26 protein-coding genes are annotated in these 25,754 nt (G+C 68.2%); 7 read left to right on the top strand and 19 right to left on the bottom strand.

Annotated features, from left to right (window positions below; translation table 11 throughout):
* Positions 1-229: 229 nt before the first annotated feature.
* Both AAG801_RS22835 and AAG801_RS22830 read right to left on the bottom strand, forming a co-directional pair.
* Positions 230-724: a hypothetical protein gene (locus AAG801_RS22835; RefSeq protein WP_095948507.1), complete on the bottom strand. Its 495-nt coding sequence runs from the start codon at positions 722-724 to the stop codon at positions 230-232.
* Positions 725-1,681: a LysR family transcriptional regulator gene (locus AAG801_RS22830; RefSeq protein ID WP_341890414.1), complete on the bottom strand. Its 957-nt coding sequence runs from the start codon at positions 1,679-1,681 to the stop codon at positions 725-727.
* A 94-nt stretch (positions 1,682-1,775) separates the two neighbouring features.
* On the opposite strand from AAG801_RS22830, the gene AAG801_RS22825 reads away from it, so the two are divergent.
* Positions 1,776-2,765: an NAD-dependent epimerase/dehydratase family protein gene (locus AAG801_RS22825; protein WP_341890413.1), complete on the top strand. Its 990-nt coding sequence runs from the start codon at positions 1,776-1,778 to the stop codon at positions 2,763-2,765.
* A gap of 7 nt (positions 2,766-2,772) precedes the next feature.
* Here AAG801_RS22825 and AAG801_RS22820 read toward each other — a convergent pair whose 3' ends face one another.
* The 5 genes from AAG801_RS22820 to AAG801_RS22800 form a co-directional block, all read right to left on the bottom strand.
* On the bottom strand, positions 2,773-3,720 hold the full coding sequence (locus tag AAG801_RS22820; protein WP_341890412.1) for a glutaminase: 948 nt from the start codon (positions 3,718-3,720) through the stop codon (positions 2,773-2,775).
* Positions 3,717-4,625 (bottom strand): DMT family transporter, encoded by a 909-nt coding sequence (locus tag AAG801_RS22815; protein WP_101490558.1) that lies wholly within the window; start codon positions 4,623-4,625, stop codon positions 3,717-3,719. The genes AAG801_RS22820 and AAG801_RS22815 overlap by 4 nt, the downstream gene beginning before the upstream one ends.
* Positions 4,626-4,726: 101 nt before the next feature.
* Positions 4,727-5,236, bottom strand: a complete 510-nt coding sequence (locus AAG801_RS22810) for a BON domain-containing protein (RefSeq protein WP_341890411.1) — start codon at positions 5,234-5,236, stop codon at positions 4,727-4,729.
* Positions 5,233-5,742 carry a flavin reductase family protein gene (locus AAG801_RS22805; protein WP_101490556.1) on the bottom strand — a complete coding sequence of 170 codons (510 nt, stop codon included), beginning with the start codon at positions 5,740-5,742 and terminating at the stop codon, positions 5,233-5,235. The genes AAG801_RS22810 and AAG801_RS22805 overlap by 4 nt, the downstream gene beginning before the upstream one ends.
* 50 nt (positions 5,743-5,792) lie before the next feature.
* Positions 5,793-6,707, bottom strand: coding sequence for a LysR family transcriptional regulator (locus tag AAG801_RS22800; RefSeq protein WP_341890410.1), 915 nt, complete (start codon positions 6,705-6,707; stop codon positions 5,793-5,795).
* A 122-nt stretch (positions 6,708-6,829) separates the two neighbouring features.
* Here AAG801_RS22800 and AAG801_RS22795 point away from each other — a divergent pair, with 122 nt between their 5' ends.
* A complete protein-coding gene (locus AAG801_RS22795; protein WP_341890409.1) occupies positions 6,830-8,818 on the top strand; it encodes an alkyl sulfatase dimerization domain-containing protein in 1,989 nt (662 codons plus the stop codon).
* A 169-nt stretch (positions 8,819-8,987) separates the two neighbouring features.
* Here the strand turns inward: AAG801_RS22795 and AAG801_RS22790 are convergent, their stop codons facing one another.
* Complete coding sequence (locus AAG801_RS22790) at positions 8,988-10,217, bottom strand: nucleoside recognition domain-containing protein (RefSeq protein WP_341890408.1); 1,230 nt, start codon at positions 10,215-10,217, stop codon at positions 8,988-8,990.
* Between the two features lie 96 nt (positions 10,218-10,313).
* Between AAG801_RS22790 and AAG801_RS22785 the strand changes: the two genes are divergently transcribed.
* The 3 genes from AAG801_RS22785 to AAG801_RS22775 all read left to right on the top strand — a co-directional run bounded on the left by AAG801_RS22785 (position 10,314) and on the right by AAG801_RS22775 (position 13,613).
* The gene (locus tag AAG801_RS22785) at positions 10,314-11,906 is read left to right on the top strand and encodes a phospholipase D family protein (RefSeq protein WP_341890407.1); all 1,593 of its coding nucleotides are present in this window, start codon (positions 10,314-10,316) and stop codon (positions 11,904-11,906) included.
* Between the two features lie 85 nt (positions 11,907-11,991).
* Complete coding sequence (locus AAG801_RS22780; RefSeq protein WP_101490551.1) at positions 11,992-13,161, top strand: ABC transporter substrate-binding protein; 1,170 nt, start codon at positions 11,992-11,994, stop codon at positions 13,159-13,161.
* Positions 13,162-13,262: 101 nt separating this feature from the next.
* Complete coding sequence (locus AAG801_RS22775) at positions 13,263-13,613, top strand: hypothetical protein (protein WP_341890406.1); 351 nt, start codon at positions 13,263-13,265, stop codon at positions 13,611-13,613.
* Positions 13,614-13,617: 4 nt separating this feature from the next.
* Here AAG801_RS22775 and AAG801_RS22770 read toward each other — a convergent pair whose 3' ends face one another.
* The 8 genes from AAG801_RS22770 to AAG801_RS22735 form a co-directional block, all read right to left on the bottom strand.
* Positions 13,618-14,352 carry an ABC transporter ATP-binding protein gene (locus AAG801_RS22770; protein WP_341890405.1) on the bottom strand — a complete coding sequence of 245 codons (735 nt, stop codon included), beginning with the start codon at positions 14,350-14,352 and terminating at the stop codon, positions 13,618-13,620.
* Complete coding sequence (locus AAG801_RS22765) at positions 14,345-15,124, bottom strand: ABC transporter ATP-binding protein (protein ID WP_341890404.1); 780 nt, start codon at positions 15,122-15,124, stop codon at positions 14,345-14,347. The genes AAG801_RS22770 and AAG801_RS22765 overlap by 8 nt, the downstream gene beginning before the upstream one ends.
* The gene (locus AAG801_RS22760) at positions 15,121-16,083 is read right to left on the bottom strand and encodes a branched-chain amino acid ABC transporter permease (protein ID WP_101490547.1); all 963 of its coding nucleotides are present in this window, start codon (positions 16,081-16,083) and stop codon (positions 15,121-15,123) included. The genes AAG801_RS22765 and AAG801_RS22760 overlap by 4 nt, the downstream gene beginning before the upstream one ends.
* Complete coding sequence (locus AAG801_RS22755) at positions 16,080-16,940, bottom strand: branched-chain amino acid ABC transporter permease (protein WP_341890403.1); 861 nt, start codon at positions 16,938-16,940, stop codon at positions 16,080-16,082. Before AAG801_RS22755 ends, AAG801_RS22760 begins: the two co-directional genes overlap by 4 nt.
* Before the next feature lie 48 nt (positions 16,941-16,988).
* Complete coding sequence (locus tag AAG801_RS22750) at positions 16,989-18,194, bottom strand: ABC transporter substrate-binding protein (RefSeq protein ID WP_341890402.1); 1,206 nt, start codon at positions 18,192-18,194, stop codon at positions 16,989-16,991.
* A gap of 97 nt (positions 18,195-18,291) precedes the next feature.
* On the bottom strand, positions 18,292-18,615 hold the full coding sequence (locus AAG801_RS22745) for a 2Fe-2S iron-sulfur cluster-binding protein (RefSeq protein ID WP_062470484.1): 324 nt from the start codon (positions 18,613-18,615) through the stop codon (positions 18,292-18,294).
* A gap of 5 nt (positions 18,616-18,620) precedes the next feature.
* A complete protein-coding gene (locus AAG801_RS22740) occupies positions 18,621-20,066 on the bottom strand; it encodes a glutamine synthetase family protein (protein WP_341890401.1) in 1,446 nt (481 codons plus the stop codon).
* A gap of 9 nt (positions 20,067-20,075) precedes the next feature.
* Positions 20,076-21,416, bottom strand: coding sequence for an aromatic ring-hydroxylating dioxygenase subunit alpha (locus tag AAG801_RS22735; protein ID WP_341890400.1), 1,341 nt, complete (start codon positions 21,414-21,416; stop codon positions 20,076-20,078).
* A gap of 297 nt (positions 21,417-21,713) precedes the next feature.
* Here AAG801_RS22735 and AAG801_RS22730 point away from each other — a divergent pair, with 297 nt between their 5' ends.
* On the top strand, positions 21,714-22,448 hold the full coding sequence (locus tag AAG801_RS22730) for a GntR family transcriptional regulator (protein ID WP_153281234.1): 735 nt from the start codon (positions 21,714-21,716) through the stop codon (positions 22,446-22,448).
* A gap of 16 nt (positions 22,449-22,464) precedes the next feature.
* Here AAG801_RS22730 and AAG801_RS22725 read toward each other — a convergent pair whose 3' ends face one another.
* Both AAG801_RS22725 and AAG801_RS22720 read right to left on the bottom strand, forming a co-directional pair.
* Positions 22,465-23,271 carry a metallophosphoesterase gene (locus tag AAG801_RS22725; protein ID WP_341890399.1) on the bottom strand — a complete coding sequence of 269 codons (807 nt, stop codon included), beginning with the start codon at positions 23,269-23,271 and terminating at the stop codon, positions 22,465-22,467.
* Between the two features lie 350 nt (positions 23,272-23,621).
* Positions 23,622-24,593 (bottom strand): LysR family transcriptional regulator, encoded by a 972-nt coding sequence (locus tag AAG801_RS22720; protein WP_101490540.1) that lies wholly within the window; start codon positions 24,591-24,593, stop codon positions 23,622-23,624.
* Positions 24,594-24,716: 123 nt separating this feature from the next.
* Between AAG801_RS22720 and AAG801_RS22715 the strand changes: the two genes are divergently transcribed.
* A complete protein-coding gene (locus tag AAG801_RS22715; protein WP_101490539.1) occupies positions 24,717-25,259 on the top strand; it encodes a hypothetical protein in 543 nt (180 codons plus the stop codon).
* 302 nt (positions 25,260-25,561) lie between these two features.
* Here the strand turns inward: AAG801_RS22715 and AAG801_RS22710 are convergent.
* Positions 25,562-25,754: hypothetical protein (locus tag AAG801_RS22710; RefSeq protein WP_341890398.1), on the bottom strand; the 193-nt coding region annotated here is incomplete at its 5' end.

The following is a 25,754-nucleotide window of genomic DNA, read 5'->3' as shown; positions in this document are numbered from 1 at the left end:
GCGACCGAAAAAACAAAAAAGCCCGAACCGGTGGTGAAACCGATTCGGGCTTTATTGCCCGACACCTCGCTGGCAGCACTGGCAGCGGGCGTCGTATGACTGGGAACGATTGCTCGTTGGGGCGGATTCTTCTCGTCTCACCCCGGCGTGAACATACGCTTTTTCGCTAATTGGCGAAAGGGCGGCGCGTGTGCTATTCGCGCGCAGCGCCTGCGTGAATCAGAGGCGGTCAGCTGCGCGGGCGTGCGTAGTCCGACTCGATCCACGCGGTGGCGCTCGACGTCGTGAGCCGGAACGCGGGCGACACGTTCACGCTCGCCAGCTCCGAGTCGTCGGCATCGTCGTACGCCGTGAGCGTGGCCGAGGGGTTGTCTTCGTCGGGCACGATCGACAGGGCCACGCGAATGCGCTGGTCGTTGCGCGCGGTGACCGTCACGCTCTTGTTGAGCGTGGCGTGCAGCTGCTGCTCGTGGCGGCGGATCACCTCGGCGGCGGTCTTCACCAGCGTGTGGAAGGCGGGGGTGTCCAGCGGCTTGGGGTTCTTCTTGTCGCGGCCCATGGTCCAGGGGCCGACGAGCGCGGGCTCGGGGTCGCCGTGGCGGGTCATCTCGACGGCCCAGCCGTCGTCTTCCTCGTTCTTGATGATGCGGGCAGTCCAGAGGTCGTCGCGCCAGAGGCGGGGTTCCTGCAGGGGGAGGTGGTCGGGGGAATCGGTCGTCGTCATTCAGGGAGAAGCTTTGGGTCTTGCGCGGGGCATTGTCGCCCGCGGCGCGGGGGCCGCCGCCGCGCCAACGTACTGTTGCAAGCCCTCGACCAGCGCATCGAAGGCCACGCGGCAGCGCGGGCTGTGGCGCAGGTCTTCATGCATCGTGACCCAGGTGTCGAGCTTGAGCGAGAGCGCGCGCGGCAGCAGGCGCACCAGCGCGGCGTCGCGCTTCGCCAGACCCACCTGGCACACGCCGATGCCCGCACCCGCGCGAATGAGCGCCAGCTGCGCGAGGTCGCTGTCGGTGCGCAGTGCAAAGGCGTCGCGCGTGAAGCCCGTGGCCGACTTGAGTGACTTGATCGCGTCGCGCACGAAGGCCGAGGGCTGGTCGTAGCCGATGAGCGCATGCGCCGCCAGGTCGTCGGGCGTGCGCGGCGTGCCGTGGCGCGCGAGGTAGCTGGTGTGCGCATGGAAGCCCAGCTCGATGTGGCCGATGCGGCGCGCCACCAGCTGCGCCTGCCGGGGCCGCACCATGCGCACGGCGATGTCGGCCTCGCGCCGCAGCAGGTCTTGCACGCGGTTGGTAGCCACCAGCTCGACCTTCAGGGCCGGGTGCGCTTCGCGCAGCCGCGCCACGACGGGCGGCAGCACCTCCACCGCGACCACCTCGCTGACCGACACCCGCACCACGCCGCGCACGCCGTCGCCCTGGCTGCTGGCGGCGCGCTGCAGCGAGGCCGCGGTGCTTTCCATGGCCTCGGTATGCGTGCGCAGCGCCAGCGCCACTTCGGTGGGCAGCAGGCCCACCTGCGAGCGTGTGAAGAGCACTACGCCCAGCGCCTCTTCGAGCGCCGCCACATGGCGCCCCACGGTGGGCTGCGTGATGCCGAGTGCGCGCGCCGCGCCCGAGAGCGAACCCTCGCGCAGCACGCCGAGGAAGGAGCGGTACAGCTCCCAGCTGATGTTCCAGGTCATACAGAAATGTATGGCCGATGGCGCATGTTCGGCAATTCCATTCGAACCCCATCGTGCCCAGAATTAGCCATCGATCACTCTTCTGGACCATTTCATGGCAGGCAACGACAACACGGTTCTGGTGCTGGGCGCCACGGGCGGCATCGGCGGCGAGGTGGCCCGCCAGCTGTGCGATGCGGGCTGGGAGGTGCGCGCCCTGAAGCGCGGCGCGGTCGAAGGAAAGCGCGAGGGCATCACCTGGCTGGCCGGCGACGCGATGGACGCGCAGGCCGTGCGGCGGGCCGCGAAGGGCTGTTCGGTCATCGTGCATGCGGTCAATCCGCCGGGCTACCGCGGCTGGTCGGAGCTGGTGCTGCCGATGCTCGACAGCACCCTCGCCGCCGCGAAGGCCGAGGGCGCGACCGTCGTGCTGCCCGGCACGGTCTACAACTTCGGCCCCGATGCCTTCCCGCTGCTGGCCGAAGACTCGCCGCAGCGCCCGCTCACGGCCAAGGGCGCGATCCGCGTCGAGATGGAAAGGCGCCTTGAACAAGCCAGCCGCGAGGGCGCGCGCGTGCTGATCGTGCGCGCCGGTGACTTCTTCGGACCGAAGGCCGGCAACAACTGGTTCTCGCAAGGGCTGGTGAAGGCGGGGCAACCGGTGCGGGCGGTGAGCTACCCGGGCGATGCGGGCGTCGGCCATCACTGGTCGTACCTGCCGGACGTGGCGCGCACCATGGTCGAGCTGCTGGCACGGCGTGACCGGCTCGAGGCCTTCGCGCGCTTCCACATGGCCGGGCATTGGGACGCCGACGGCACGCGCATGAGCACCGCCATCCGCAGCGTGGTGGCGCGCCGCACCGGCGCCGAGGTGCCCGTGCGCGCCTTTGCGTGGGGGCTGCTGACGCTGGCCTCGCCCTTCGTTGCGACCTTTCGCGAACTGCGCGAGATGCGTTACCTGTGGCGCACGCCCGTGGGCATGGACAACGCGAAGCTGGTGGCTTTTCTGGGGCGCGAGCCGCACACGCCGCTCGAAGCAGCGGTGGAGGCTGCGCTCGACGGCATGGGGTGCCTGCCCGTGGCGCCGGCGGCCGTCGCGGCCTGACCGCAGGTCAGAACACCGACAGGCCGGTGCGCGCCACGAACATCTCCAGCGCCTTCATGCCCAGCAGCGAGTTGCCGGTCGCATCGAGCGCCGGCGACCACACGCACAGCGTGAGCTTGTCGGGCACCACGGCGACGATGCCGCCGCCCACGCCGCTCTTGCAGGGCAGGCCGATCGAAAAGGCCACGTCGCCGGCCGCGTCGTAGGTGCCGCAGGTGAGCATCAGAGAGTTGATGCGGCGCGTCTGCCGTTCGCCCGTGACCTCGGGTTCGCCGGCGATCGGGTGCGCGCCGTCGCGGCACAGGAAGGCGGCGGCGCGCGCGAGCTGGCGGCAGCTCATGCGCAGCGCGCACTGGTGAAAGTAGGTGTCGAGCACCTCGGCCACGTCGTTGTCGATCTTGCCGAAGCTCTTCATGAAGTTGGCCAGCGCGACGTTGCGAAAGCCCGTGTCGGCCTCCGACTGCGCCACCTCGCCGTCGAAGTCGATGCGCTCGCCGCACAGGCTGCTCATGAGCGCGAGGATGTCGGTCTTGGCGCTGCCGCCCTTGGCTTTGGCCTGGCTCACGAGCCGGTCGGCCACCGCGATGGCGCCGGCATTGATGAAGGGGTTGCGTGGCTTGCCTTGCTCGTTCTCCAGCTGCACCAGCGAGTTGAAGGGGTTGCCCGAGGGCTCGCGTCCGATGCGCTCCCACAGCGCATCGCCCATGCGCTGCATGGCGAGCGTGAGCGTGAAGAGCTTGGACACGCTCTGGATCGAGAAGGGGGTTTCGAAGTCGCCCGCGCCGGCTTCTTCGCCGTCGCAGGTGCGCAGCGCGATGCCGAACTGCCGCGCATCGACGCGCGCCAGCGCCGGGATGTAGCGGGCCACGGTGCCGTCCTGGCCGAGCTGCAGGCGCAGGGTGGCGACGATCTCGTCGAGGACGGGCTGGAATCGGGTCGGGGTCTTCGTGCTCATGCCGAGCGTTGTACCGCAGGCCGCCGGTTCACCAGCACGATGCCCAGCGCCACGCCGATCAGCGCCACCACCAGCTGCAGCGTGAGCGGCTCCTTCAGCAGCGCCACGCCGAAGATCAGCGCGAACAGCGGCGTGAGAAAGGTGAAGGACGACATCTGCGTGGCCGGGTAGTGCCGCAGCAGCCACATCCACGTGAGGTAGCTCGCAAAGGCGCCGACCACCGTCTGCAGGCCGATGGAGGTCCAGGCCCAGGCGGAGTACGAGAAGCCCCAGGTCTCGCCCAGCGCGAGCGACAGCAGGGGGCACACGGCGGCGGTCACGGCCACTTGGTAGAACAGCGTTTTTTCCGCGCTGGCCGTGGCCAGGCGCGTGGTGCGCAGCGTGAGCGTGGTCAGGCCCCAGAGCATGCCGGCCGCCAGCGCCATGCCGTCGCCGATGAGCTGCGACGAACTCATGTGGCCGAAGCCCTCGCTGAAGGCCAGCACCACGCCCGCGAAGGCGATGAACAGGCCCAGCCACTGGAAGCCGCGCAGCCGCTCCGCCGGCACCCAGCGCGGCAGCAGCAGCGAGACCCAGAAGGGCGCGGTGTAGAGGAACACGGTGAGCCGCGAAGCGCTGGTGTGCTGCAGCCCCAGGTAGATGCCGGCGAACTCGCCCGCGAACAGCAGGCCGGCCAGCAGCCCGGGCCACAGCGTGCCGTCGCGCTCGAACAGCGGCACGCGCCGCACCGCGCACCACAGCCACAGGAGCGCCACCGCGCCGACCATGCGCACCGTGGCCTGCCACAACGGCGGCACCTCGGTCACGGTGGTCTTGATGAGGATCTGCTGCAGGCCCCAGAACGCGCAGCAGACGATGAGCAGGCCGATGGCCAGGGAGTCGAGGTGGGTCTTGCGCTGGATCATTCGCGGTCAATCGGTGGCGGCACGGGCGGCAAAGACGGCGGACGGCCGCCGAATTCATCCGATGATCGTATCGCGACGGCGCCAACGCCGTGCGACGTCGCTCAGTGCCCGGCCAGCGGGTAGGGCGGCTTGCCGCGCGTGCCCACCATCAGGTCGGGCACCACGGTCTCGACGTCGGGCACGGTGCGCGCCGCGCGTTCGAGCTTCCGGGCCAGGGCGACATCGGGCACGCAACCCTGCAGGTAGACCCAGCGGCGCTGCACCGTGACCCACACGCTGCTGCGGCGCACGCCCGGCACCGCGAGCAGCGCGGCGCGCACCTTGGGCGCGAGCGGCTTGTCGTAGCGGTAGGCGTTGCTGTCGGTGCACTTGCCGGCGAGCCAGCAGCTGGTGCCGCGCTCCAGCCGCGAGTGGGTCTGCGCGCGGCGTTCCTCGGCGGTGTAGTAAGGGCCCTGCGGCATGGGGCAGGCCGGCAGGCCCGCGGCGACCTGGAAGAAGGGGTCGTCGAACCAGTTCTGCCGCAGCGATGGCGATGTCGGCTCGGGCGTGCCCTGCGCCGTGGCAATCCGCGCGGCGAGCAGCAGGACGGCCAGCAGCGCGGGGCGGTTCACAACGGGTGCTCTGTGTAGAAGCGCCCGCCGTGGAACAGCAGCGGCGACGCGTCGGGGTCGTGCATGCAGCGCTCCACCTCGCCCACGAAGATCACGTGGTCGCCTTCGTCGTAGCGGCTGCGGTTGAAGCACTCGAAGCTCGCCGCCGCACCCTGCAGCACCGGCGCGCCGCCCAGGCCTTCGGTGTAGGCCACGTCGGCCCAGCGGTCGATGTTCTTGGTGGCGAAGCGCTCCGCCAGCGTCTTCTGGTTGGCGGCCAGGATGTTGACCGCGTAGTGCGAGCCGGCGCGCAGCGCGGACATCGACGCGGCCGCGCGTGCCAGGCTCCACAGCACCAGCGGCGGTGCGAGCGACACCGAGTTGAACGAGTTGGCCGTGAGGCCGACCAGGCTGCCGTCGGCCGCGCGCGCGGTGACGATGGTCACGCCGGTGGCGAACATGCCGAGTGCCTTGCGAAATTCGCCGGGCGAGAAGGTGGGGGGCTGGGCCCGGCGGGAGGTGGTCACGGGAGAACGGACGGCAAGGCGGTGAGCGGCAAAGGAGCGGCCATTTTGGCTCAGGCTTTGGCGGGCTGCTTGGCAGGGCCGAGCAACTCGGTCACCAGCCGGGTATAGACGGTGGTGGCGGCCGTGGGCGTGCGGCCCGCCAGCGTCACCAGGCTGTAGTGGGTGCGCATGCGCGACAGGCCCGTCACCGCCAGCGGCGCGAGCGCGGCGGTCTCGGGCGTGAGGCCGGGCGCGTGGGGCGCGAGGATCACGGCGTGCGCGGTCAGCGCGAGGTGGCGCAGCGTGTCGGCGTCGTCGCAGGTCACGTTGAACACGCCGCGGTCGGTGCGGCGGATCTGCCGGTCGAAATACGCGGCCACCTCGCTGGGCAGGTGCGGGCCGGCCACGGGGTAGTCCATGAGCTGCTCGAGCGTGAGCGGCGCCGGCTGCTTCAGCAGCGGGTGCCTGGGCCGCACGAAGAAGGACACCGGCACGTTGGGCAGCCGCACGAGCTTCAGGCCCGACGGTTTCTTCAGGTCGCGGGTGTCGGCGATGAACAGGTCGATCTGGCGCTTGTGCAGCCGTTCGCAGAGCGTGACGGTGTCGGCCACCTCCATGCGCATCAGCAGCTGCGGGTGGCGCTGCGTCATGAGCGACAGCGCCGCGCGCCCGAGCAGGCCGGCCGCGAACGGGCCCAGGCCCACGTCGAGGCTGCCGAGCGTGAGGCCTTCGAGCTGCTGCACCTCGCGCTGGATCTGCCGCGCGTCGGCGACCAGCTCGCGGGCGCGCGCCAGCACCAGCTCGCCGGCCTGCGTGAAGCGCACGGTGCCGTAGGCGCGATCGATGAGGCGGGCTTTCAGTGCCTGTTCGAGCGCGTCGATGCTGCGCGACAGCGCGGGTTGCGACAGGTGCACGGCCTGCGCGGCACGCCCGAAGCTGCCTTGCTCGGCGAGGGCGATCAGGTGCTGGAGGTGGCGCAGCTGCATTTTGCGTTTTGGTTCAAAAGCAAGATCACATTTTGCATTTGCCAAGGGGTTGGGTGCTTCCGAGAATCGGCCACGGCTTCCCCGTGCCCCGTCGTTCGACAGACAACAACCCCGAGACATCGATGACCCGCATTGCTTCCGTGCCTACCCGTTTCTCCCTGGCCCTCGTCGCCTGGGCCTGTGCCTTCACCGCCATGGCGCAACCGGTGGTGGCGCCCAAGGCGGCCGAGTCCGTCACGCTGAAGGCCAACGCCGACATGGCGAAGGCGCTGCCGTTTGCCAACAAGCAGGATTTCGAGGACGCGATGCGCGGCTTCATCGGCACCGTGCCCGACGCGCTGGTGACCGGCAGCGGCCCGCGCCCGGTCTGGAACATGAAGCCCTACGACTTCCTGAAGGCGAACGAGGCGGCCGACACGGTCAACCCGAGCCTGTGGCGGCAGGCGCAGCTCAATGCGATTCACGGCCTGTTCAAGGTGACCGACCGGGTCTACCAGGTGCGCGGCTTCGACCTGGCGAACATCACCATCGTCGAAGGCGACACCTCGCTGATCGTGATCGACCCGCTGCTGGCCGCCGAGACGGCGCGCGCCGCGCTCGAGCTGTACTACCAGCACCGCCCGAAGAAGCCGGTCGGCACGGTGATCTACACGCACGGCCACGCCGACCACTTCGGCGGCGTGAAGGGCGTGGTCAGCGAGGCCGACGTGGCGGCGGGCAAGGTGCAGGTGATCGCGCCTTCGGGCTTCATGGAATCGGCGGTGGCCGAGAACATCCTCGCGGGCAACGCGATGAACCGGCGCTCGCAGTACCAGTTCGGCACGCTGCTGCCGCCGGGTGCGCGCGGGCAGGTCGACACGGGCCTGGGCAAGGCGCTGGCGCGCGGCAGCGTGACGCTGATCGCGCCCACCTCGACCATCGAGAAGTCCACCGAGGAGCGCACCATCGACGGCGTGCAGATCGTGTTCCAGCTGGTGCCGGGCTCGGAGGCGCCGTCCGAAGTGCTCATGTACATGCCGCAGTTCCGCGTGCTCAACATGGCCGAGGACGTGACGCACAACATGCACAACCTGTACACGATCCGCGGCGCCGAAGTGCGCGACGGCAACCTGTGGGCCAGGTACATCGACGAGGCCCGCGTGGCCTTCGGCGACAAGACCGACGTGCTCATCGCGCAGCACCACTGGCCGACCACGGGGCGTGCGCGCATCGTCGACCTGCTGAAGAAGCAGCGCGACATGTACAAGTTCATCAACGACCAGTCGCTGCGGCTGCTGAACCACGGCTACACGGCACCCGAGATCGCCGAGACGCTGCGCATGCCCGCGAGCCTGGAGCAGGAATGGTCCACGCGCGGCTACTACGGCACGCTGCGCCACAACGCGAAGGCGGTCTATCAGAAGTACCTGGGCTGGTACGACGCGAACCCGGCCAACCTGAACCCGCTGCCGCCGGTGGCGCAAGCGAAGAAGACGGTCGAGTACATGGGCGGCGCCGATGCGGTGGTGGCGCGCGCCCGCGACGATTTCAAGAAGGGCGAGTACCGCTGGGTGGCGAGCGCGATGAGCCAGGTGGTGTACGCCGACCCGGCGAACCGCGCGGCACGCGAACTCGGTGCCGACGCGCTCGAACAACTCGGCTACCAGTCGGAGGCGGGCACCTGGCGCAGCGCCTACCTGGTGGGCGCGATGGAACTGCGCAACGGCGTGCCGAAGATCCCGGGCGGCAGCAGCGCGAACGGCGACACGCTGAAGGCGGTGAGCAACGAGCTGTTCTTCGACTACCTCGGCGTGCGGCTCGACGCGGCCAAGGCCGAAGGCAAGACGATGGTGGTCAACTGGAACTTCACCGATTCGAACCAGAAGTTCGTGCTGACCCTGGAGAACTCGGCGCTCACGCACGTGAAGAACCAGCAGGCGAGTGGGGCGGACGCTACCGTCACGCTGAGCCGGGCGACGCTCGATGCGATCACCTTGAAGCAGACGACATTTCCCGAGGCCGTGCAGTCGGGGCAGGTGAAGATCGATGGGAACCGCGCGAAGCTCGGGGAGCTGTTCGGGATGCTCGACAACTTCGATCTGATGTTTCCGGTGGTGGAGCCGCGCAAGTAGTTGTTCAGGGCGCGTGCACAGGCCACCGGGTACTTCCCTCCGCGAATGTCCTCCGGCCTGCGGCCTCCCCCTTGATTTCGCTGCGGGAAGCACCCAGTGTCCTGAGCACGCAGGGCGCTCTCGTTGTGCTGGCCCGATCAACGACCGCGTCGCCCTGAATGACTGCGAACTACCCGAAGAACCAGTAGCAGACCGCAATGGCCGCCACCACCCCCGCCAGTTCGGCCAGCAGCGCGCACGCCACCGCATGCCGCGCGCGCTGGATGCCGACCGCGCCGAAGTACACCGCCAGCACGTAGAACGTGGTCTCGGTGCTGCCCTGGATGGTGGCGGCGACGAGTGCGGGGAAGCTGTCGACGCCCTGGGTCTTCATGGTCTCGATGAGCATCGCGCGGGCCGCGCTGCCCGAGAAGGGTTTGACGAGCGCCGTCGGCATGGCGTCGACAAAGCGTGCGTCCCAGCCGCCCGCCTGCACCAGCCAGCGCAGACCGTCGAGCGCGAAGTCGAGGGCGCCCGAGGCGCGCAGCACGCCCACCGCGCACAGCATCGCGACGAGGTACGGCAGCAGGTTCTTCGCGATGTCGAAGCCTTCCTTCGCGCCCTCGACAAAGGCCTCGTAAACCTTGATGCGCCGGATCGCGCCGGCCGCCAGGAACACGATGATCACGCTGAACAGCGTGAGGTTGCCCAGCAGCGACGACAGCGAGGCGATCGCCGCCGCCGACAGCGTGCCCAGGAGCGCCATGAAGCCGCCCAGCAGCAGCGCGCCCGGCACCAGGTAGGCCAGCACCACCGGGTCCCACAGCCGCAGGCGCTGCGCGACCGCCACCGTGAGCAGGCCCACCAGCGTCGAGGCGCTCGTGGCCAGCAGGATCGGCAGGAACACCAGCGTCGGGTCGCTGGCGCCCTGCTGCGCCCGGTACATGAAGATGGTGACGGGCAGCAAGGCCAGTGACGAGGCGTTCAGCACCAGGAACAGGATCTGCGCGTTGGTCGCCGTCACGGGGTCGGGGTTCAGGCGCTGCAGCTCGCGCATGGCCTTCAGGCCGATGGGGGTGGCGGCGTTGTCCAGCCCCAGCGCATTGGCCGCGAAGTTCATCGTGATGAGTCCGAGCGCCGGGTGCCCGGCCGGCACGCCCGGCATCAGGCGCCGGAACAGCGGCCCGAGCAGGCGCGCGAGCCAGCCGACGAGGCCGGCGGCTTCGGCGATGCGCAGGAAGCCCAGCCACAGCGTGAGCGTGCCGAACAGCAGCACCATCACCTCGACGGCCAGCCGCGCCATGGTGAACAGGCTTTCGACCAGCGCCGCGAACACGGTCGGGTCGCCGCCGACGAGCCAGCGTCCCAGCGCTGCCAGCGCCGCCATCCCGAAGAACCCCAGCCACAACCCATTGAGCACGCGTTTTTTCCTTCTTTTCGTTGGCTGCTGTATGTGCCGTTGATCATAGGGCGGCATGCCGCCCCGGCCGAGCGCTGCGGCGCTACAGTGCGACCCATGGCCACCGCCCTGTCCCGCCTCCGTCGCTTCGTCGCCCTGGTGTCGAGCGGGCTGGCCATCGCCTGGCTCGCGGGCTGCGCCAGCCTGCCGCCGCCGCAGCCGCACCCGGTGCTCACGGGCGCGATCACCGACGTGGCCGACACCGACCTGGGCCGGCTGGCCGCCAAGGACGCGCCGCAGGGCAGCGCGGTGCCGCTGTCGGGCTTCCGGTTGCTGCCCGAGGCGGCGTTCGCGTTCGACGCGCGCATCTCGCTGGCGCGGCACGCCGAGAAGTCGCTCGACGTGCAGTACTACCTGATCAGCAACGACGACGTCGGCCTGCTGTTCCTCAAGGAGCTGCGCGAGGCCGCCGCGCGTGGCGTGCGCGTGCGGCTGCTGGTGGACGACCTTTACACGGGCGGCGAGGACGAGGTGTTCAGCACGCTCTCGGCCTTTCCGAACATCGAGGTGCGGTTGTTCAACCCGCTGCCTTCGCGCGCCAGCTCGCTGCCTGCGCGGCTGCTGTTCTCGCTGGGCGACTTCGGCCGCATCAACCACCGCATGCACAACAAGCTGCTGGTGGCCGACAACAGCTTCGCGGTCTCGGGCGGACGCAACATCGCCAACGAGTACTTCATGCGCAGCACGGCGGCGAACTTCATCGACATGGACGTGCTCTCCAGCGGGCCGATCGTGCGCCGCATGTCCGAGGGTTTCGACCGCTACTGGAACAGCGACCACGCCTGGCCCATCGAGCGCATCGTGCCGCAGCGCCTGCCGCTCGAAGAAGCCCAGCGGCGCTTCGACGCCCTGGCGCGCGCGGCCGTGCCCGACGTGCCGATACAGCCGCGCGACGTGCTGGGCAAGTCGCCGGTCGGCGAGCAGCTCACCACGGGCCGCATCGACCGCTACTGGGCGCCGGCCACACTGTTCGTGGACGACCCCGACAAGATCACGCGCAAGGCCGAGGCGGCCTACGGCGGCAGCGTGACCGAGGGCGCGCTCGGCGTGATCCAGGCGGCCAAGCACGAGGTGAAGATCGGCTCGCCGTACTTCATTCCGGGCGCGCGCGGCATGGCGATGATGAAGACGGCCATCGAGCGCGGCGGGCGCATCACGGTCATCACCAACTCGCTGGGCGCCACCGACGAGCCGCTGGCCTATGCGGGCTACGAGCGCTACCGCGCCGACATGCTGAAGATCGGCGTGACCATCTACGAGATCGCGCCCACGCTCTCCGGGCGGTCGGGGCGCTTCGGCGATTTCGGCAAGTCGATCAGCCGGCTGCACGCCAAGCTGGCCATCGTGGACGACCAGCGCTTCTTCGTCGGCTCGATGAACCTCGACCACCGCTCGGCCGCCGTCAACACCGAGATGGGGCTGGTCATCGACAGCCCGCGGCTGGTGCAGGACTACGACAAGCTCATGAACGGCGAGCGCGTCAACCTGGGCTACCGGCTGCGGCTCGCGCCGGGCGGGCGGCGCGTGCAGTGGCTCGAATACGACGACGCCGGCGCCGACATCGTGCATGAGGACGAACCGGGCGAATTCCTCTGGCTGCGCTTCAAGAACTGGCTGTTGTTGCCCATCGTGGGCGAGGAGCTGCTTTAGGGTTTGTCATGACCGATCCAGTGAGGTGCGTTACATTTCTGTTTGAAATGTGAACTTTTGTCACCGACTATTGGAGGCTTTGATCATGACCGTCCCCGTGCCGCGCGAGTCGACCGCGCCGCTTTCCACCAGCCGCCGCCGCGCCCTTTCCGGGCTGGCCGCCACGACGGCCGCCGCGGCCGGCGTCGGGCTGGGATTTCCGGCGTTCGCGCAGAACCGTGCGATCCGCATCGGGACGACCTTCGACAACAGCAGCGTGGAAAAGGCCAACGGCCAGGGGCTGTACCAGGGCTCCAGCGCGTTCTTCAACGCGCTGAACAAGGCCGGCGGCCTGCACGGCAGCAAGGTCGAGCTCGTGATGGCCGACGACACCTTCAAGCCCGACGTGGCCAAGGCCAACGCGCTGGCTTTCGAAAAAGACAGCTCGGTGCTCGCGCTGGTGCACCCGCTGGGCACGCGCCAGACGGCCGAGGTGATGGACGCGGTGCCCGGCATGGCCGTGGTCGGCCCGATCACCGGCACCATCGCGCTGCGCAAGAAGACCTCGCCCAACACCTTCTGGGTGCGCGCCAACTACGACCAGGAGGTCGACAAGCTGGTGAGCACGGCCGCCGTGCTGGGCCAGACCCGCATCGGCCTTGTGCATTCGAACGACCCGCTGGGTCAGTCGGTGCTGGCGGCGTTCAAGAACGCGCTGGCCAAGGCCAAGCTGGAGCCGGCGGTGATCGCCACCACGCCCAACACCACGAGCATGGAAGTGGGCCCGGCCGCCGAGGCCATCGCCAAGGCCAAGCCGCAGGTGGTGGTGGTCGGCCTGGCCGGCACGGCGCCGGTGTTTTTGAAGGCGCTGCGCGGCGCGGGCAACAGCAGCTCGGCCTACGGCCTGTCGATCACGGCCAGCGCGCTGTCGGCCATGGGCGACCTGGCACGCGGCCTGGGCTTCGTGATCGTGGTGCCGTCGCCGTACTCGACCAAGTTCGAGATCGTGCGCCGCTACCAGGCCGACATGGTGGCCAACGGCACCAAGGACTTCTCGCTCACCAGCCTGGAGGGCTACATGAACGCCGCCGTGCTGGCCGAAGGCCTGCGCCGCGCCGGTCCTTCGCCGACGCGCGCCGCCGTGCTCGGCGGCATGGCGAGCATCGAGAACTTCGACCTCGGCGGCGTGAAGATCAACTACGGCCGCTCGAACCGCGAAGGCGGCCAGTTCGTGGACGTGGCCGTGATCGGCAGCCGCGGGCAGATGCTGAGCTGATGCCGGCGGTGCGTACTGCGCGCTGCGGCGCGCGGTAGCGCCTGCCGGTACGCCGGCGCCAGCGCGGCACCTTTCTCGGTCAGCGTGCTTACAGTGCGGCCATGACCCTCGAACTCATCCTGGGCCTCGGCCTGCTGGCCCTGGTGCTGATGGACCTGGCCCTGTTCTTCCTCGTGCGATGGGCGGTGCTGCGCGAGCACCTCGGCCCGCTGGCGGCCAGCCTCGTCTACGGCCTGTGCCTGGCCGTGCTGCCGTACCTCGTGTGGTGGGGCCTGGGCACCCACGTGCTGTTCGGGCAGGACACGACCTTCCTCGCGCGCGTGGTGGACATCGGCCTGGCCTTCATCCTCTACACCTGCCTGTGGCTGTCGTGGGGCGTGAGCCTGATCGCCGCAGGGGTGGCGTCGTGGCGTTTCTTCGCCGGCGCCCGGCGGATCGGCCTGCTGGTCTGACGGTTCAGCCGGCCGGCGCCTCGGCGATGCCGACGCCCAGCAAACCTTCGAGCAAGTCTTTGTCGGCCGCGAGCGCCGCGCTCGGGCCCGCATGCACGACGGTGCCGCGCTCCAGCACGATCGCTTGGTGCGTCATGTCGAGCGCCAGCACCGGGTGCTGCTCCACCACGATCGAGGCCAGGCCTTCCGATTCGCACAGGCGCCGGATGGCTGCCGCCAGCTCTTCCACGATGATCGGCGCGAGGCCTTCCATCGGCTCGTCGAGCAGCAGCAGCTTCGGGTTGGTCATGAGCGCGCGGCCGATGGCCAGCATCTGCTGCTCGCCGCCCGAGAGCTGGTTGCCGTAGTTGCCGCGCCGCTCGCGCAAGCGTGGAAAGAATTCGTAGACGCGCTGCAAGGTCCAGCTGCCGGGGCGGGCGATCACCGTGAGGTTTTCTTCCACCGTGAGCGACGGGAACACCTCGCGCTCCTGCGGCACCCAGCCCAGCCCCGCGCGCACGCGCTGGTGCGAGGGCCAGCGCGTGATGTCGGCGCCCTGCCAGCGGATCGCGCCCTGCATCACGCGGGTGTTGCCCATCAGCGTTTCGAGCAGCGTGGTCTTGCCCACGCCGTTGCGCCCGAGGATGGCCAGGCTTTCGCCGGGCCGCAGCGAGAAGTCGAGGCGGTCGAGGACCACGGCGTTGCCGTAGCCGGCGGTGACGCGGTCGAAGGCGAGTGCGGCGGTGTCGGTGTCAGCCATGGTGGTGCGAGCTTCCCAGGTAGACCTCGCGCACGCGCGGGTCGGCGCCGATCTCGGCGGGCGTGCCTTCGGTGAGGATGCGTCCGCCCACCAGCACCGAGATGCGGCGCGCAAAGCGGAACACGAGCTTCATGTCGTGCTCGATGAAGAGCACGCTGATGTCGGCCGGCAGCGCCGCGATGGCTTCGAAGAGTTCGCCGCTCTCGTCCTCCGGCACGCCGGCGGCGGGCTCGTCGAGCAGCAGGATGCGGGGCTTGGCGGCGAGCGCCAGCGCAATCTCGAGCAGCCGCTGCTTGCCGTAGGCCAGCTCGGCCACGGGCACGTCGGCCAGGGCGTCGAGCTTCAGCGTGGCGAGCAGCGCATGCGCCTCGTCGAACACGGCGGTGCAGCCCTTGAGCGGCCGCCACCAGGTGGCGCCCAGCCCTTCGCGCTCGCTGATGGCGAGCACCACCGACAACAGCGGCGTGAGGCTGGGGAACAGCGTGTTGATCTGGAAGGTGCGCGCCAGCCCCATGCGGGCGCGCTTGTCGCCGGGCAGGCGCGTGATGTCGCGATCGCCCAGGCGGATCGATCCGCTGGTGGGCTTGAACACGCCCGTGAGCAGGTTGATGAGCGTGGTCTTGCCGGCGCCGTTGGGGCCGATCAGCGCCTGCCGCGCACCGGGCTCGATCGACAGGTTGACGTCGCTCACGGCCTGGAAGGCACCGAAGCGGATGCCCAGGTTCTGCGTGCGCAGGGCGTGCGTGGTGGTGTTCGTGATGATGGAACTCATCGCGCCTTCCCCGTGCGCACCACGCGCGAGAGCGCGCCCATGATCCCACCGCGTCCCAGCATGACGGCCGCGATCAGGAAGATGCCGAGCCAGAACATCCAGTACTGCGGGTTCATGTCGGCGAACCAGTCGTGCACCAGCATGTAGACGATGGCGCCGATGAGGCCGCCGTACAGCCGCCCGGTGCCGCCGAGCACGAGGATGATCAGCACTTCGGCCGAGCGGTTGAAGCTGATCGATTCGATGCCGACGAACTGCGTGGTCTGCGCCAGCAATGCGCCCGCCACGCCGGCCACCGCGGCCGACATCGCGTAGGCCATGCGCAGCCGCGCTTCCACCGGCGAGCCGATGGCCGTCATGCGCTTGCGGCTGTCGTGGATGCCGCGCAGCGCCAGGCCGAAGGGCGAGCGCAGCACCAGCCGCACGAGCAGGAACATCGCGAGCACCACGCCGAAGGCGTAGCCGAACGCGGTCTTGCCGTAGAGGTCGAAGTCGAACAGGCCGAGCACGGGCGCGATGACCACGCCCTGCAGGCCGTCGGTGCCGCCCGTGATGCCCGAGAGCCGGTTGGCCAGCTCGAACAGCAGCACGCACACGCCGATGGTGATCATCAGCCGCGTGAGGTCGGCGCCGCGCACCACGAGGTAGCTCAGCACGTAGCCCAGCAGGGCGCACACGGCGAGCGCGAACACCAGGCCGCTGAAGGGCTCGCTCCAGCCGTATTTGGCCAGCAGGCCAGCCGCGTAGGCGCCCGCGCCGAAGAAGGCGGCGTGGCCCACGGTGAGGATGCCCGCGTAGCCCAGCGCCATGTCGAGCGACACGGCAAAGAGCCCGAAGATCATGATCTGGCTCATCAGCGTGAGCTTGTCGGGCAACAGGAAGAAGCTCGAGGCGAGCGCGAGCCAGAAGGCGATTTCGGCCACGCGCAGTTGCGCGGGAGAGAGGCTCAGCGGCTTCATGCGAGCCCCTTCTTGGCGACGATGCCGTTCGGGCGCACCAGCAGCATGACGATCATGAACACGTAGATGAGAAAGGCGCCGGTTTCAGGCAGGTAGTACTTGCCCGCCACGTCGACGATGCCGACCAGCAGCGCCGCAATGAAGGGGCCGGTGACGGTGCCCGCACCGCCCACGCACACCACCATCAGGAAGTAGACGAGGTACTTGAGCGGGAACGACGGCTCCAGCCCCAGCATGCCCAGGCTCAGCGCGCCGCCCAGGCCCGCCAGGCCGCAGCCCAGCGAGAAGGTGAGAAAGAACAGGCGCTGCACGTGGATGCCCGTGCCGCCCGCCACGCGCTGGTTGTCGACCGCGGCGCGCACCATGGCGCCGTAGCGCGTCTTGCCCAGGCCCAGCAGCAGCGCGACCAGCACGGCCACGCCGCAGCCGATCAGGAACAGGCGGTAGCGGCCCACCTCGAGGCCGAGCAACGACACCTGGCCCTCGAGCGCCTTCGGCAGCGTGAAGGGCTGCATCGTCGGGCCGAAGAAGTAGGTGAACGCGGCGATCGAGACGAACACCACGCCGATCGACAGCAGCACCTGGTCCAGCGGGTGCGCGCGGTACAGCCGCCGGTAGAACACGAACTCCAGCACCGCGCCCACCAGCGCCGCGGCCACGAAGGCCGCCACCAGCGAGAGCCCGAAGCCCAGGCCCCACTGGTTCATGAGCACGCTGGCCGCGTAGCCGCCCACCATCGCGAAACTGCCGTGCGCGAGGTTGACGAAATTCATGAGTCCCATCGTGATGGACAGGCCCACGCCGATGAGAAACAGGAGCATGCCGTAGGCCACCCCGTCGAAGATCACGATACCCATGAATTTCCTGCTTGCTGCTGCTGCGTACTGGCGTTGGCTGGCGTTGGCTTACTTGGCGGCGGCGGCTTCCTTGGCCGGGTCCTTGACGCGCTCGAACTTGTCGAACTCCACGTTCACCAGCTGGCCGTTGGCGCGCTCGGTCTTGCGGATGTAGACGGTCTGCACGATGTCGCGCGTGGCGGCGTCGATCTCGATCGGGCCGCGCGGGCTCTCGAAGCTCAGGCCCTTGAGCGCGTCCATGAACTTGTCGCCGGCGGTGTCGCCCTTGGTCTTGGCCAGTGCGAGGTCGATGGCGGCCATGGTGTCGTAGGCGGTCACGGCGAAGTAGCTCGGGCGCAGCTTGGTGCCGTTGTCGGCGGCGAAGTCCTTCACGAACTTCTGGTTCTTGGGCGAGTTGTGCGCGAACGAGTAGTGGTGGCTGGTGACCAGGCCCAGCGCCACGTCGCCGGTGGCGTCCAGGTAGCTGTCGTCGGTGGCTTCGCCCGTGGCGAAGAGCTTGATGCCGGCCTGTTCCATGCCGCGCTCCTTCCACACCTTGAGGAAGGCCGGCGGCATCACGCCCGAGGGGAAGAAGAAGAACACGGCCTGGGGCTTGGCGTCCTTGATGCGCTGCACGTAGGCCGAGAAGTCGGGGTTGTTCATCGGCGTGCGCACTTCGCCCGAGACCTTGCCGCCACCGGCGGTGAAGGCCTTCTTGAATGCGGTCTCGGCATCGACGCCCGAGGCGTAGTCGGCGACCACGGTGTAGGCGTCCTTCACGCCCTGCTTGAGCATGTAGCGCGCCATCGGGTCGGTGACCTGCTGCACGGTGAACGACAGGCGCGCCACATAGGGCGAGCTGGTGGTGATGGCCGAAGAGGCGGCGTTCATCACCAGCGTGGGAATCTTGGCCTGCGTGGCGATGGCGCCCACGGCGTAGGCGTTGGGGCTGAAGTCCAGGCCGGTGAGGATGCCCACCTTGTCGCGCACGACGAGTTCCTGCGCGATGCGCTTGGCGGCGTCGGGCGCGGGGCCGGCGGTGTCCTTCTTGATGATCTCGACGGTGCGCCCGCCCACCTTGCCGCCGTGCTCCTTCAGATAGAGCGCGATGCCGGCGTCGAACTGGCGGCCGTAGTCGGCGTAGGGGCCGGAGTAGGTCGCGATGAGGCCGATGCGCAGCGGCTCGGTGGTCTGTGCCTGGGCCGCACCCGCGATGCCGAAACCGGCGAGCAGCAGGGTCGAGAGGAGGGTTCGCTTGGTCATCGTCGTCGTCATGAAAAAACGCCTTTCTGTGGGAGTGGAATGCGCCGCGCGGGCGCCGCTGGCTTGTAACCGGATGTTTGGCAGCGGGCGATGATGCCCGACGCGCTGGTCAGACCTGTGTATCGGGCACACGCACCGTGAGGCCATCGAGGGCGGCGCTCACGCTGAGCTGGCAACTCAGGCGCGAACCGGGCCGGCGCTCGGACGCGACGGCATCGAGCAGCGCGCTTTCCATGTCGTCGGGCGGCGGCAGCAGTTCGAGGAATGCGTCGTCGACGTAGACGTGGCAGGTCGCACACGAGCAGCAGCCGCCGCACTCGGCGTCGATGCCGCGCACGTTGCCGCGGATGGCGGTCTCCATCACGCTGGCGCCGACCTTGGCGTCGACCTCGCGCGTGGTGCCGTCCTTGAGGATGTAGTGGATCGTGGGCATGGGGTTCAGAACATGTCGAAGTACTCGCGGTGTTCCCACTCCGAGACTTCGAGGTTGAAGCGGGCGATTTCCGCTTCCTTGATGTGGCACAGGTAGTCGACGAAGACCTTGCCCATCTGCGCATTCAGCATGTCGTCTTTGCGCAGGCAGGCGAGGGCGTCGCTCAACGATCGCGGCAGTTGCTCGGCCGGCGTTTCGTACGGCGCATCGGCCGAAGGACCCGCGTCGGTCTGGTGGCGGATGCCGTCCAGGCCCGAGAACAGCTGCGACGCGAGGTACAGGTACGGGTTGGCCGTCGGCTCGCCCACGCGGTTCTCGATGCGCGAGGCGTTCTGGCCCGGGCCGCCGAGCACGCGCAGCATTGCGCCGCGGTTGTCGCGGGCCCAGATCGCGCGGTCAGGCGCCAGCGAGAAGGGGCGGTAGCGCCGGTAGCCGTTGATCGTCGGGCTGGCCAGTGCCGCGGCGCCGCAGGCGTGCGCCTTCAGGCCGCCGAGGTAGTGCATGCCGATCTCGCTGAGGTCGCGCCCGCCGGGCTCGGGCATGAAGGCATTCATGCCATCGCTCTTGCGGCGCAGCGACTGGTGCAGGTGCCAGCCGCTGGACATCACGTTCGGGATCTTCGGGCGGCACATGAAGGTGGCGTGCAGGCCGGCGCGCTGGCAGATCTGCTTGATGGCACTGCGCAGCAGCACCATGGTGTCGGCGGGCGTCACTCCGGCCGTGGGGCCGAAGGTGAGCTCGAACTGGCTCGGACCGAACTCGATCTCGAGCGAGCGCAGCGGCAGGCCGAGCGCCACGAGCTGCGAGCGCAGCAGTTCCATGAGGCCGTCGACGCGGTCGTAGCGCAGCTCGGTCAGGTACTGGTGGCCGTGCGACAGCAGCGACACGCGCGGCGGTTCGCCGGGCTGGCCCGAGTCGGCCAGGCCCATGCGCGCGTCCTCGAGCTTGAAGACGTGGAACTCGACTTCGAGGCCGGCGATGAAGTCCAGCCCCAGCTCGTCGAGCTGCGCCACCGCGCGTTGCAGGATCTGCCGCGTGGCGAAGGGGCAGGGCCGGCCGTCGGCCATGTAGGCGTCGCACAAGATCCAGCCGGTGCGCGGTGCCCAGGGCAGCACCTTGAAGGTGGCGGGGTCGGCCACGATGGTGAAGTCGGCGCCGCCCTGCAGGCCCTCGATGGCAAAGCCGCCGCCCTGCGTGAACACGGGGAACACGGTCTTGTGCGAGGTGTCCTTGGCCAGCAAGGTGGAGGTGAGGTTCACGCCCTCCCACAGGGCCGAGCGCGCCTCGCTCGCGACCAGGGTCTTGCCGCGCAGCAGGCCGTGCTGGTCGGGCCAGGCGAAGCGGACGGTGTCCACCTCGTCGCTGTCGATGCGGCGCACGAGTTCGCGCGCCTGCGCATGCTGGTCGGCCGACCAGAGACCGAAGCGGTCGACGAAGGTGTGGCTGTTCATGGCGTGTGCTCAGGCAGCAGTGGCGGCCAGGCGTGCGGACGCCCAGTCGGACTTCAGGCGGCGCGCGCGGTCGGCGTCCTGCCAGTAGGCCTCGGTGGCGGCTTCATCGACGACCTTGCCGATGCCGTCGATCGACGGCGGGCCGGTCATGGCGCTGGCCTGCGCGGCATCGATGAGCATCGGCGCGCTTTCGCCTGCGAGCGTGGCCTCGATGGCTTTCACGAGCACGCGGCGGTAGGCAATGATGCCCTTGTCGGTGCTGCCCAGGTGCTCGCGCGTGCGGTCCTGGATGGCGCCCTGCGACTCCACCGCCCACTGGTCGTGCACGTTGATGTCGTCGCCCATGCCGGTGTAGGTTTCGGTCAGCTGTTCTTCGATGCTGAAGCCGTAGTTGTTGCGCTTGTTCTTGCGCGAGGTGTAGTCGGGCAGCTCGTACAGCTTCAGGCGCTGGTCGCGCATCTGCTGCTTGTCGACCGGGCCGGTGAAGCTGGTGAACACGGCATACCAATAGCAGTGCGTGTCGTCCACGGGCACGTGCCATTGCGAGATGGTCATCTCGGCGCTCATCGGGATCACGAAGGCCTGCGGGAACACCACGTTGGTCACGCGCACGTGGGTGGTGTCTTCGGAGAGCTTGCGCAGCGCCTTGAGGCGGAAGCCGTAGTCGGTGGGTTCGACGCTGATGTCGGGGCGGTCGTACTCGCGCAGCACCTTGGTGATGGGCATGTCGGAGTCGGCCGAGGCGCCGCGGAACTGCTTGCCGTAGCTTTCCGACGTGTCTTCGTCCTCGAAGAAGCGGTGCAGGTACGAGGCGTGCGCAGGGTCGATGCCCACTTCGAGCGCCTGCAACCAGTTGCATTCGAACAGGCCCTTGAACGCGAAGGTGTGGGTGTCGGGCGCGACGAAGCAGTCGAAGTCGGGAAAAGCCGGGGGCTCGCCCTCGCCGATGTACGCGAAGACCACGCCGGCCTTCTCCACCACCGGGTAGGCCGACTGCTTGATGCGGCTGCACAGCTTGCTGGTGGCGGGCTCGGCCGGGGTTTCCAGGCAGTTGCCCTTGGCGTCGAACAGCCAGCCGTGGAAGGCGCAGCGGATGCCGCCGTTTTCGAGCCGCCCGAAGGCGAGGTCGGCGCCGCGGTGCGGGCAGTCGCGGTCGAGCATGCCGAGCTGGCCGCTCTCGTCGCGGAACAGCACGAAGTCCTGGCCCATGAGCTTCACGGGCTTGACCGGGCGCGGGCCCGCCAGTTCGTCGGCCAGGGCCACCGGCTGCCAGTAGCGGCGCAGCAGCTTGCCGGCGGGTGCGCCGGGTCCGACGCGGGTGATGAAATCGTTTTGCTCGGCGCTGATCATCGTGCGGGCTCCATCGAGAGGTCTTTGTCAGAAGGTCTGCAGGCATTGCATGCAGTTGTATGCATTGTCTTGGTGATTTTTGACAAAGGTCAAACTTTCATCGACTTGCTTGCCCTGTTTTGGGGCTGTGAGGCGCTATATATAGGGTTAACTCTGAGGTGATTGTGGGTTTTTGACACACATCTGTTTGCACTGCATGCAACAAACGCGCCCGTTTGGCTATGCTGCGTGCAGCGGCGGGCGGTTCTCCTAGAATCCGCCCATTCATCCCTCTCCCTGCTGCCCTGGCGCCTCCCGATGGACTCCCAACAATCCCGCGTGCTCGTGCAACTGCGCGACCTGATCCTCAAGGGCGAATTCGTGCCCGGAGAGCGGCTGGCCGAGATCCCGCTGGCCGAGAAGCTCGGGGCCTCGCGCACGCCGGTGCGCCTGGCGCTGGCCAGCCTCGAGCACGAAGGCCTGATCGAGCAGTCGCCCAGCGGCGGCTACCAGATGCGCCGCTTCACCTCGCAGGAAGTGGCCGACGCGATCCGCGTGCGCGGCGTGATCGAAGGCTTTGCCGCGCGCCTGCTGGCGGAAGACGGCGTTTCGCGCCAGTTGCTGCGCGACTTGAAAGACTGCCTGGAAGAGGGCGACCGCGCCGTCAACAAGCCCAGCATGGAGATCGACGACTACGCCGCGTACGTCGAGATGAACGACCGCTTCCACAAGCTGATCCTCGAAGGCTGCGGCAACCTCGCGCTCAAGCGCGTGATGGACATGCTCGGCGGCCAGCCCTTTGCTGCGCCCAGCGCGATGCTGCCCATGCAGTCGTCGATGGAAGAGGGCCAGCAGTGGATGCGGCAGGCGCACCGCACGCACCACGCGATGGTGCAGGCGATCGAGCGCGGCCAGGGCTCGCGCGCGCAGGCGCTCGGCGAAGAGCACGTCGAGATCGCGCGCATGAACCTCGACTACGCGCTCGAACGGCCCGAACTCGCGGCCGAACTCATGCCGGGCATCCGCCTTGTGGCGAAGGGGCGCAGCGCCTGACGGGCGCTGCGGCCGGTCAGCGGACCTCGATCAGCAACTGGGGCTGGTAGCCCTCTTGTTCGCCGTTGCTGCGGTAGCCCAGCGGATTGGCGACCACGCGGCAGCCGTCCTTCACATAGTCGAACGGGCAATGCAGGTGGCCATGCAGCCACAGTTGCGCGTGCGGCAGCAGCTCGTCGAGCGAATTGCAGAAACCCGCGGTGCCGGGCGTGAGCCCGTAGCGGGGATCGGCGCTCGCGAGGCTGGGCGCGAAATGGGTGATGGCCACCGTCGTGCCGTCGAAAGGCTGGGCCAGCGCGTCGCGCAGCCAAGCCTGGCAGGTGAGCGCTTGCTCTCGCATTTCGGCCGCCATGAAGGGCAATCCGTTTCGCGTTCCGGCCATTTTCTCGAGGTAGAAGTCGGCCGCGCGCATCGCCTTGCCGCGCTTCTTGAGCGCTTCGGCGAGGCCGTCGCGGGGCTCGACCAGCGCGTCGAAGTCGGCCCACAGCGTGGTGCCGATGAAGCGGATGCCCTCGATGACCAGCGTCTCGCGCTCGAGCCACAGGATGCCGAGTTCGTCACACAGCGCACGCAGGCGCGCATGCGTGGCGTCGAAATCGAGGTTGTCGTATTCGTGGTTGCCCGGCACGTAGACCACCGGCGTCGGCCAGCCGTTGCGCGGCGAGAAGCGGCCCAGGCCGAAGTCGGTATCGGTCAGGCGGGAGCCTTCTTGATAAGAGCCGATATCGCCCCCGAGCACCAGCAGGTCGGCGCCCGGAATGGGGTCGGCATGAAAGCTCGGGTGGGATTCCAGGTGCAGGTCGGAGAGCAGTTGCAACTTCATCGTCGGATCAGTCTAGGTGAATCGCACTATGCGTGAGATGCATAACGTGGGGCTTGCTTTACTAGGGATTACCCTTAATCTACATCCATCGTTAATCAACTCTGTCGCAGCCACAAGCCGCGTACCGTCATGTTCAGTCTTCTTGCCCAAGTGGCCCGTTTCTTCCGTTCGTCGCCGACTCAGACCCCCAGCCACGCCGCTGCGCTGATGGAAAGCGCCGACAGCCGTGCCGGCCGTGGCGCGCACCACGCGCAAGAGCTGCGTGCTGCGGCTTCCGCCTGGCTCAGCGTCGTCAGGTAACTGACCGACCCGCGCCGCCCCGTGCGGAGCACCTTGGTTCAAAAGGCAGGTCACGCCTGTCCATGAACCGAACCCGCGAACGCCGCGGCCGCCGAGCGCAACAGCGCCGTTCGCAGCCACTCGTGGGAATGCCCGTGCTGGGCGCGCCGATGCCAGATGGCATCCACGTGCACTGGCGGCTGGTCGAACGGCAGGTCGTGCACCACCAGTTGCTCCTCGATGCCGGTCACGCTCACGAAGTGGCGCGGCAGCACCGCCAGCAGGTCCGAGTTGGCGACCACGCGCCCGGCGGTGAAGAACTGGTTCACCGTCACCGCGATCCGCCGCTCGCGCCCCATGGCGCCCAGCGTCTGGTCGATGAAGCCATAGGGCCGGCCCGAAAAACTCACCAGCAGGTGACGCGCCGCGCAGTAGCTGTCGAGCGTCAACGGCGCCCCCGCCAGCGGATGGCCGCGCCGCATCACACATACATATTGGCCCAGGTAGAGCCGCTGGGTCTCGAACGGCACCCCCACCCCCGACTGGCCGCGCGCGGCCAGGCTTGCGATCACCGCCGGAAAGTAGCCAACCGCCATGTCGACCTCTTCGTGCTCCAGCATGCGGCGCGGGTCGCGCGTGGTCAGCGGCAGCACGCGCAGTGAAATGGCGGGCGCTTCTTCTTCTGCGATCTTCACCAGCCCCGGCATCAGTTCGGCGGCCGTGGCATCGGCCATGGCCAGCAGGAAGGTCGTGTCGGCTGTGCCGGCATCGAATTCACCCGGTGCCAGCGTGTGCTGCAGCTGGCGCAAGGCGTCGCGCACGGTCGGCCAGAGGGCTTGCGCCCGCGGCGTGGGCTCGACGCCCGCACCGGAACGCCGCACCAGCTCGTCGCCCAGCAGCTCGCGCAGGCGGCGCAGCGAGTTGCTCACGGCCGGCTGGGTGATTGCGAGGTTGCGTGCGGCGCGCGTGAGGTTGCGCTCCGCCATCACCTCATCGAAGACGCGAAGCAGGTTTAGGTCGAATGTGCGGAAATTGACATCCATCAGCGATGTGAATGATAAGCATCAGAAAGATAAAGTGGCCAAACACTGGGGTAATCCCTAATATCGACCCATCGGCCTTGTTCGCCACCACTGATTACCACTTATCCCTAGGAGGGATGCATCATGACCAGCTTTGTCCACGTTGACCAACCCACCGAACATCCCGGCGTCCGTCGCGCCGAAGTTCTCTTCGGCCAGATCCAGGCCGCCCGTGCCGGTGCCCATGGCGCCCGTCCGCTGATCGCACTGTTCGTGCTGGCCCTCGCGGCCGCCGTGCTCGTGGTCGCCGACAAGATCGTCTCCAATTGGGACGAAGGCGCGCTGCTCGCCGCATGGACCGTGTTCTGTGTCGCCGCCATCGCCTTGTTCGCGCTTTTCGTGGGCTCGGTGCGCAAGAGCAGCCTCGCCACCCTGTGGCGCGAAGCTGCAGAACGCCGTGCTGAAGCGCGTGCAGACGCCCGCTTCCTGGCGACTGCCCAGAGCGACCCGCGCATCATGCAAGAGCTGCAAGCTGCAGTCTGGCGCCAGCAGTCGGACGACGTCGCATCGGTTGAAGCCGTCGCCAAGGTCGACGCCCTGGCCCGCATGAACCGTCGTTCGCAAGAAGTGCGCATGCCCACGCTGTACGAAGCGATGCGTCGCATGAACAGCTCGCGTTACTACTAAGCAAGGCTGAGCCGGGCGCTGAAGCGCTCGGCTGCAGTTGAGTTGCGTTGAATGCCCGTCAGACGTATGTCTGACGGGCATTTTTCGTTGGGGGCTGAGGTGATGCGGTTGGCGGATGTCTCTGCTATCGATGGAGGCGTTAGGGGGTTGCTCCATGGCGCCTGGGAGGACGCGTGTCCTTCTATCTCAATATATAAGGAGGTGCGTGTGGCGTGAGTGCGGCTCTTGGGGAGAATGCTGGGAGATCAGGCGATGCCTGGCGGCGCTACAAGCCAGTGGGGCGGTCGCACTGCAGATTCTTTTCATCTCGTGTTGGCTGCGGCACCCAAAATGACATACACTGGCAGGCTTCGCTGCTGAATACCTCTGGTTTTCGAAGCGACTGGTGCTCTCAGGAGTGCTGGTTGTGGGTGGTGAAGAAAGTCTTCGAAAGTTGACGCGGTTTGAAAAAACAGTGCATAATCGAAGGCTTCGCTGGAAACAACTTCAGCGACT

It is taken from the genome of Variovorax sp. YR752 (assembly GCF_943372545.1).
Note: the sequence above shows the minus strand (reverse complement) of the source record. Positions and strands in the feature narration are given on the sequence as shown.

Coding starts and splice junctions, on each gene's coding strand:
- AAG801_RS22835 (WP_095948507.1), bottom strand. CDS start 724: ATGACGACGACCGATTCCCCCGACCACCTCCCCCTGCAGGAACCCCGC.
- AAG801_RS22830 (WP_341890414.1), bottom strand. CDS start 1,681: ATGACCTGGAACATCAGCTGGGAGCTGTACCGCTCCTTCCTCGGCGTG.
- AAG801_RS22825 (WP_341890413.1), top strand. CDS start 1,776: ATGGCAGGCAACGACAACACGGTTCTGGTGCTGGGCGCCACGGGCGGC.
- AAG801_RS22820 (WP_341890412.1), bottom strand. CDS start 3,720: ATGAGCACGAAGACCCCGACCCGATTCCAGCCCGTCCTCGACGAGATC.
- AAG801_RS22815 (WP_101490558.1), bottom strand. CDS start 4,625: ATGATCCAGCGCAAGACCCACCTCGACTCCCTGGCCATCGGCCTGCTC.
- AAG801_RS22800 (WP_341890410.1), bottom strand. CDS start 6,707: ATGCAGCTGCGCCACCTCCAGCACCTGATCGCCCTCGCCGAGCAAGGC.
- AAG801_RS22795 (WP_341890409.1), top strand. CDS start 6,830: ATGACCCGCATTGCTTCCGTGCCTACCCGTTTCTCCCTGGCCCTCGTC.
- AAG801_RS22785 (WP_341890407.1), top strand. CDS start 10,314: ATGGCCACCGCCCTGTCCCGCCTCCGTCGCTTCGTCGCCCTGGTGTCG.
- AAG801_RS22780 (WP_101490551.1), top strand. CDS start 11,992: ATGACCGTCCCCGTGCCGCGCGAGTCGACCGCGCCGCTTTCCACCAGC.
- AAG801_RS22775 (WP_341890406.1), top strand. CDS start 13,263: ATGACCCTCGAACTCATCCTGGGCCTCGGCCTGCTGGCCCTGGTGCTG.
- AAG801_RS22770 (WP_341890405.1), bottom strand. CDS start 14,352: ATGGCTGACACCGACACCGCCGCACTCGCCTTCGACCGCGTCACCGCC.
- AAG801_RS22765 (WP_341890404.1), bottom strand. CDS start 15,124: ATGAGTTCCATCATCACGAACACCACCACGCACGCCCTGCGCACGCAG.
- AAG801_RS22760 (WP_101490547.1), bottom strand. CDS start 16,083: ATGAAGCCGCTGAGCCTCTCTCCCGCGCAACTGCGCGTGGCCGAAATC.
- AAG801_RS22755 (WP_341890403.1), bottom strand. CDS start 16,940: ATGGGTATCGTGATCTTCGACGGGGTGGCCTACGGCATGCTCCTGTTT.
- AAG801_RS22750 (WP_341890402.1), bottom strand. CDS start 18,194: ATGACGACGACGATGACCAAGCGAACCCTCCTCTCGACCCTGCTGCTC.
- AAG801_RS22745 (WP_062470484.1), bottom strand. CDS start 18,615: ATGCCCACGATCCACTACATCCTCAAGGACGGCACCACGCGCGAGGTC.
- AAG801_RS22740 (WP_341890401.1), bottom strand. CDS start 20,066: ATGAACAGCCACACCTTCGTCGACCGCTTCGGTCTCTGGTCGGCCGAC.
- AAG801_RS22735 (WP_341890400.1), bottom strand. CDS start 21,416: ATGATCAGCGCCGAGCAAAACGATTTCATCACCCGCGTCGGACCCGGC.
- AAG801_RS22730 (WP_153281234.1), top strand. CDS start 21,714: ATGGACTCCCAACAATCCCGCGTGCTCGTGCAACTGCGCGACCTGATC.
- AAG801_RS22725 (WP_341890399.1), bottom strand. CDS start 23,271: ATGAAGTTGCAACTGCTCTCCGACCTGCACCTGGAATCCCACCCGAGC.
- AAG801_RS22720 (WP_101490540.1), bottom strand. CDS start 24,593: ATGGATGTCAATTTCCGCACATTCGACCTAAACCTGCTTCGCGTCTTC.
- AAG801_RS22715 (WP_101490539.1), top strand. CDS start 24,717: ATGACCAGCTTTGTCCACGTTGACCAACCCACCGAACATCCCGGCGTC.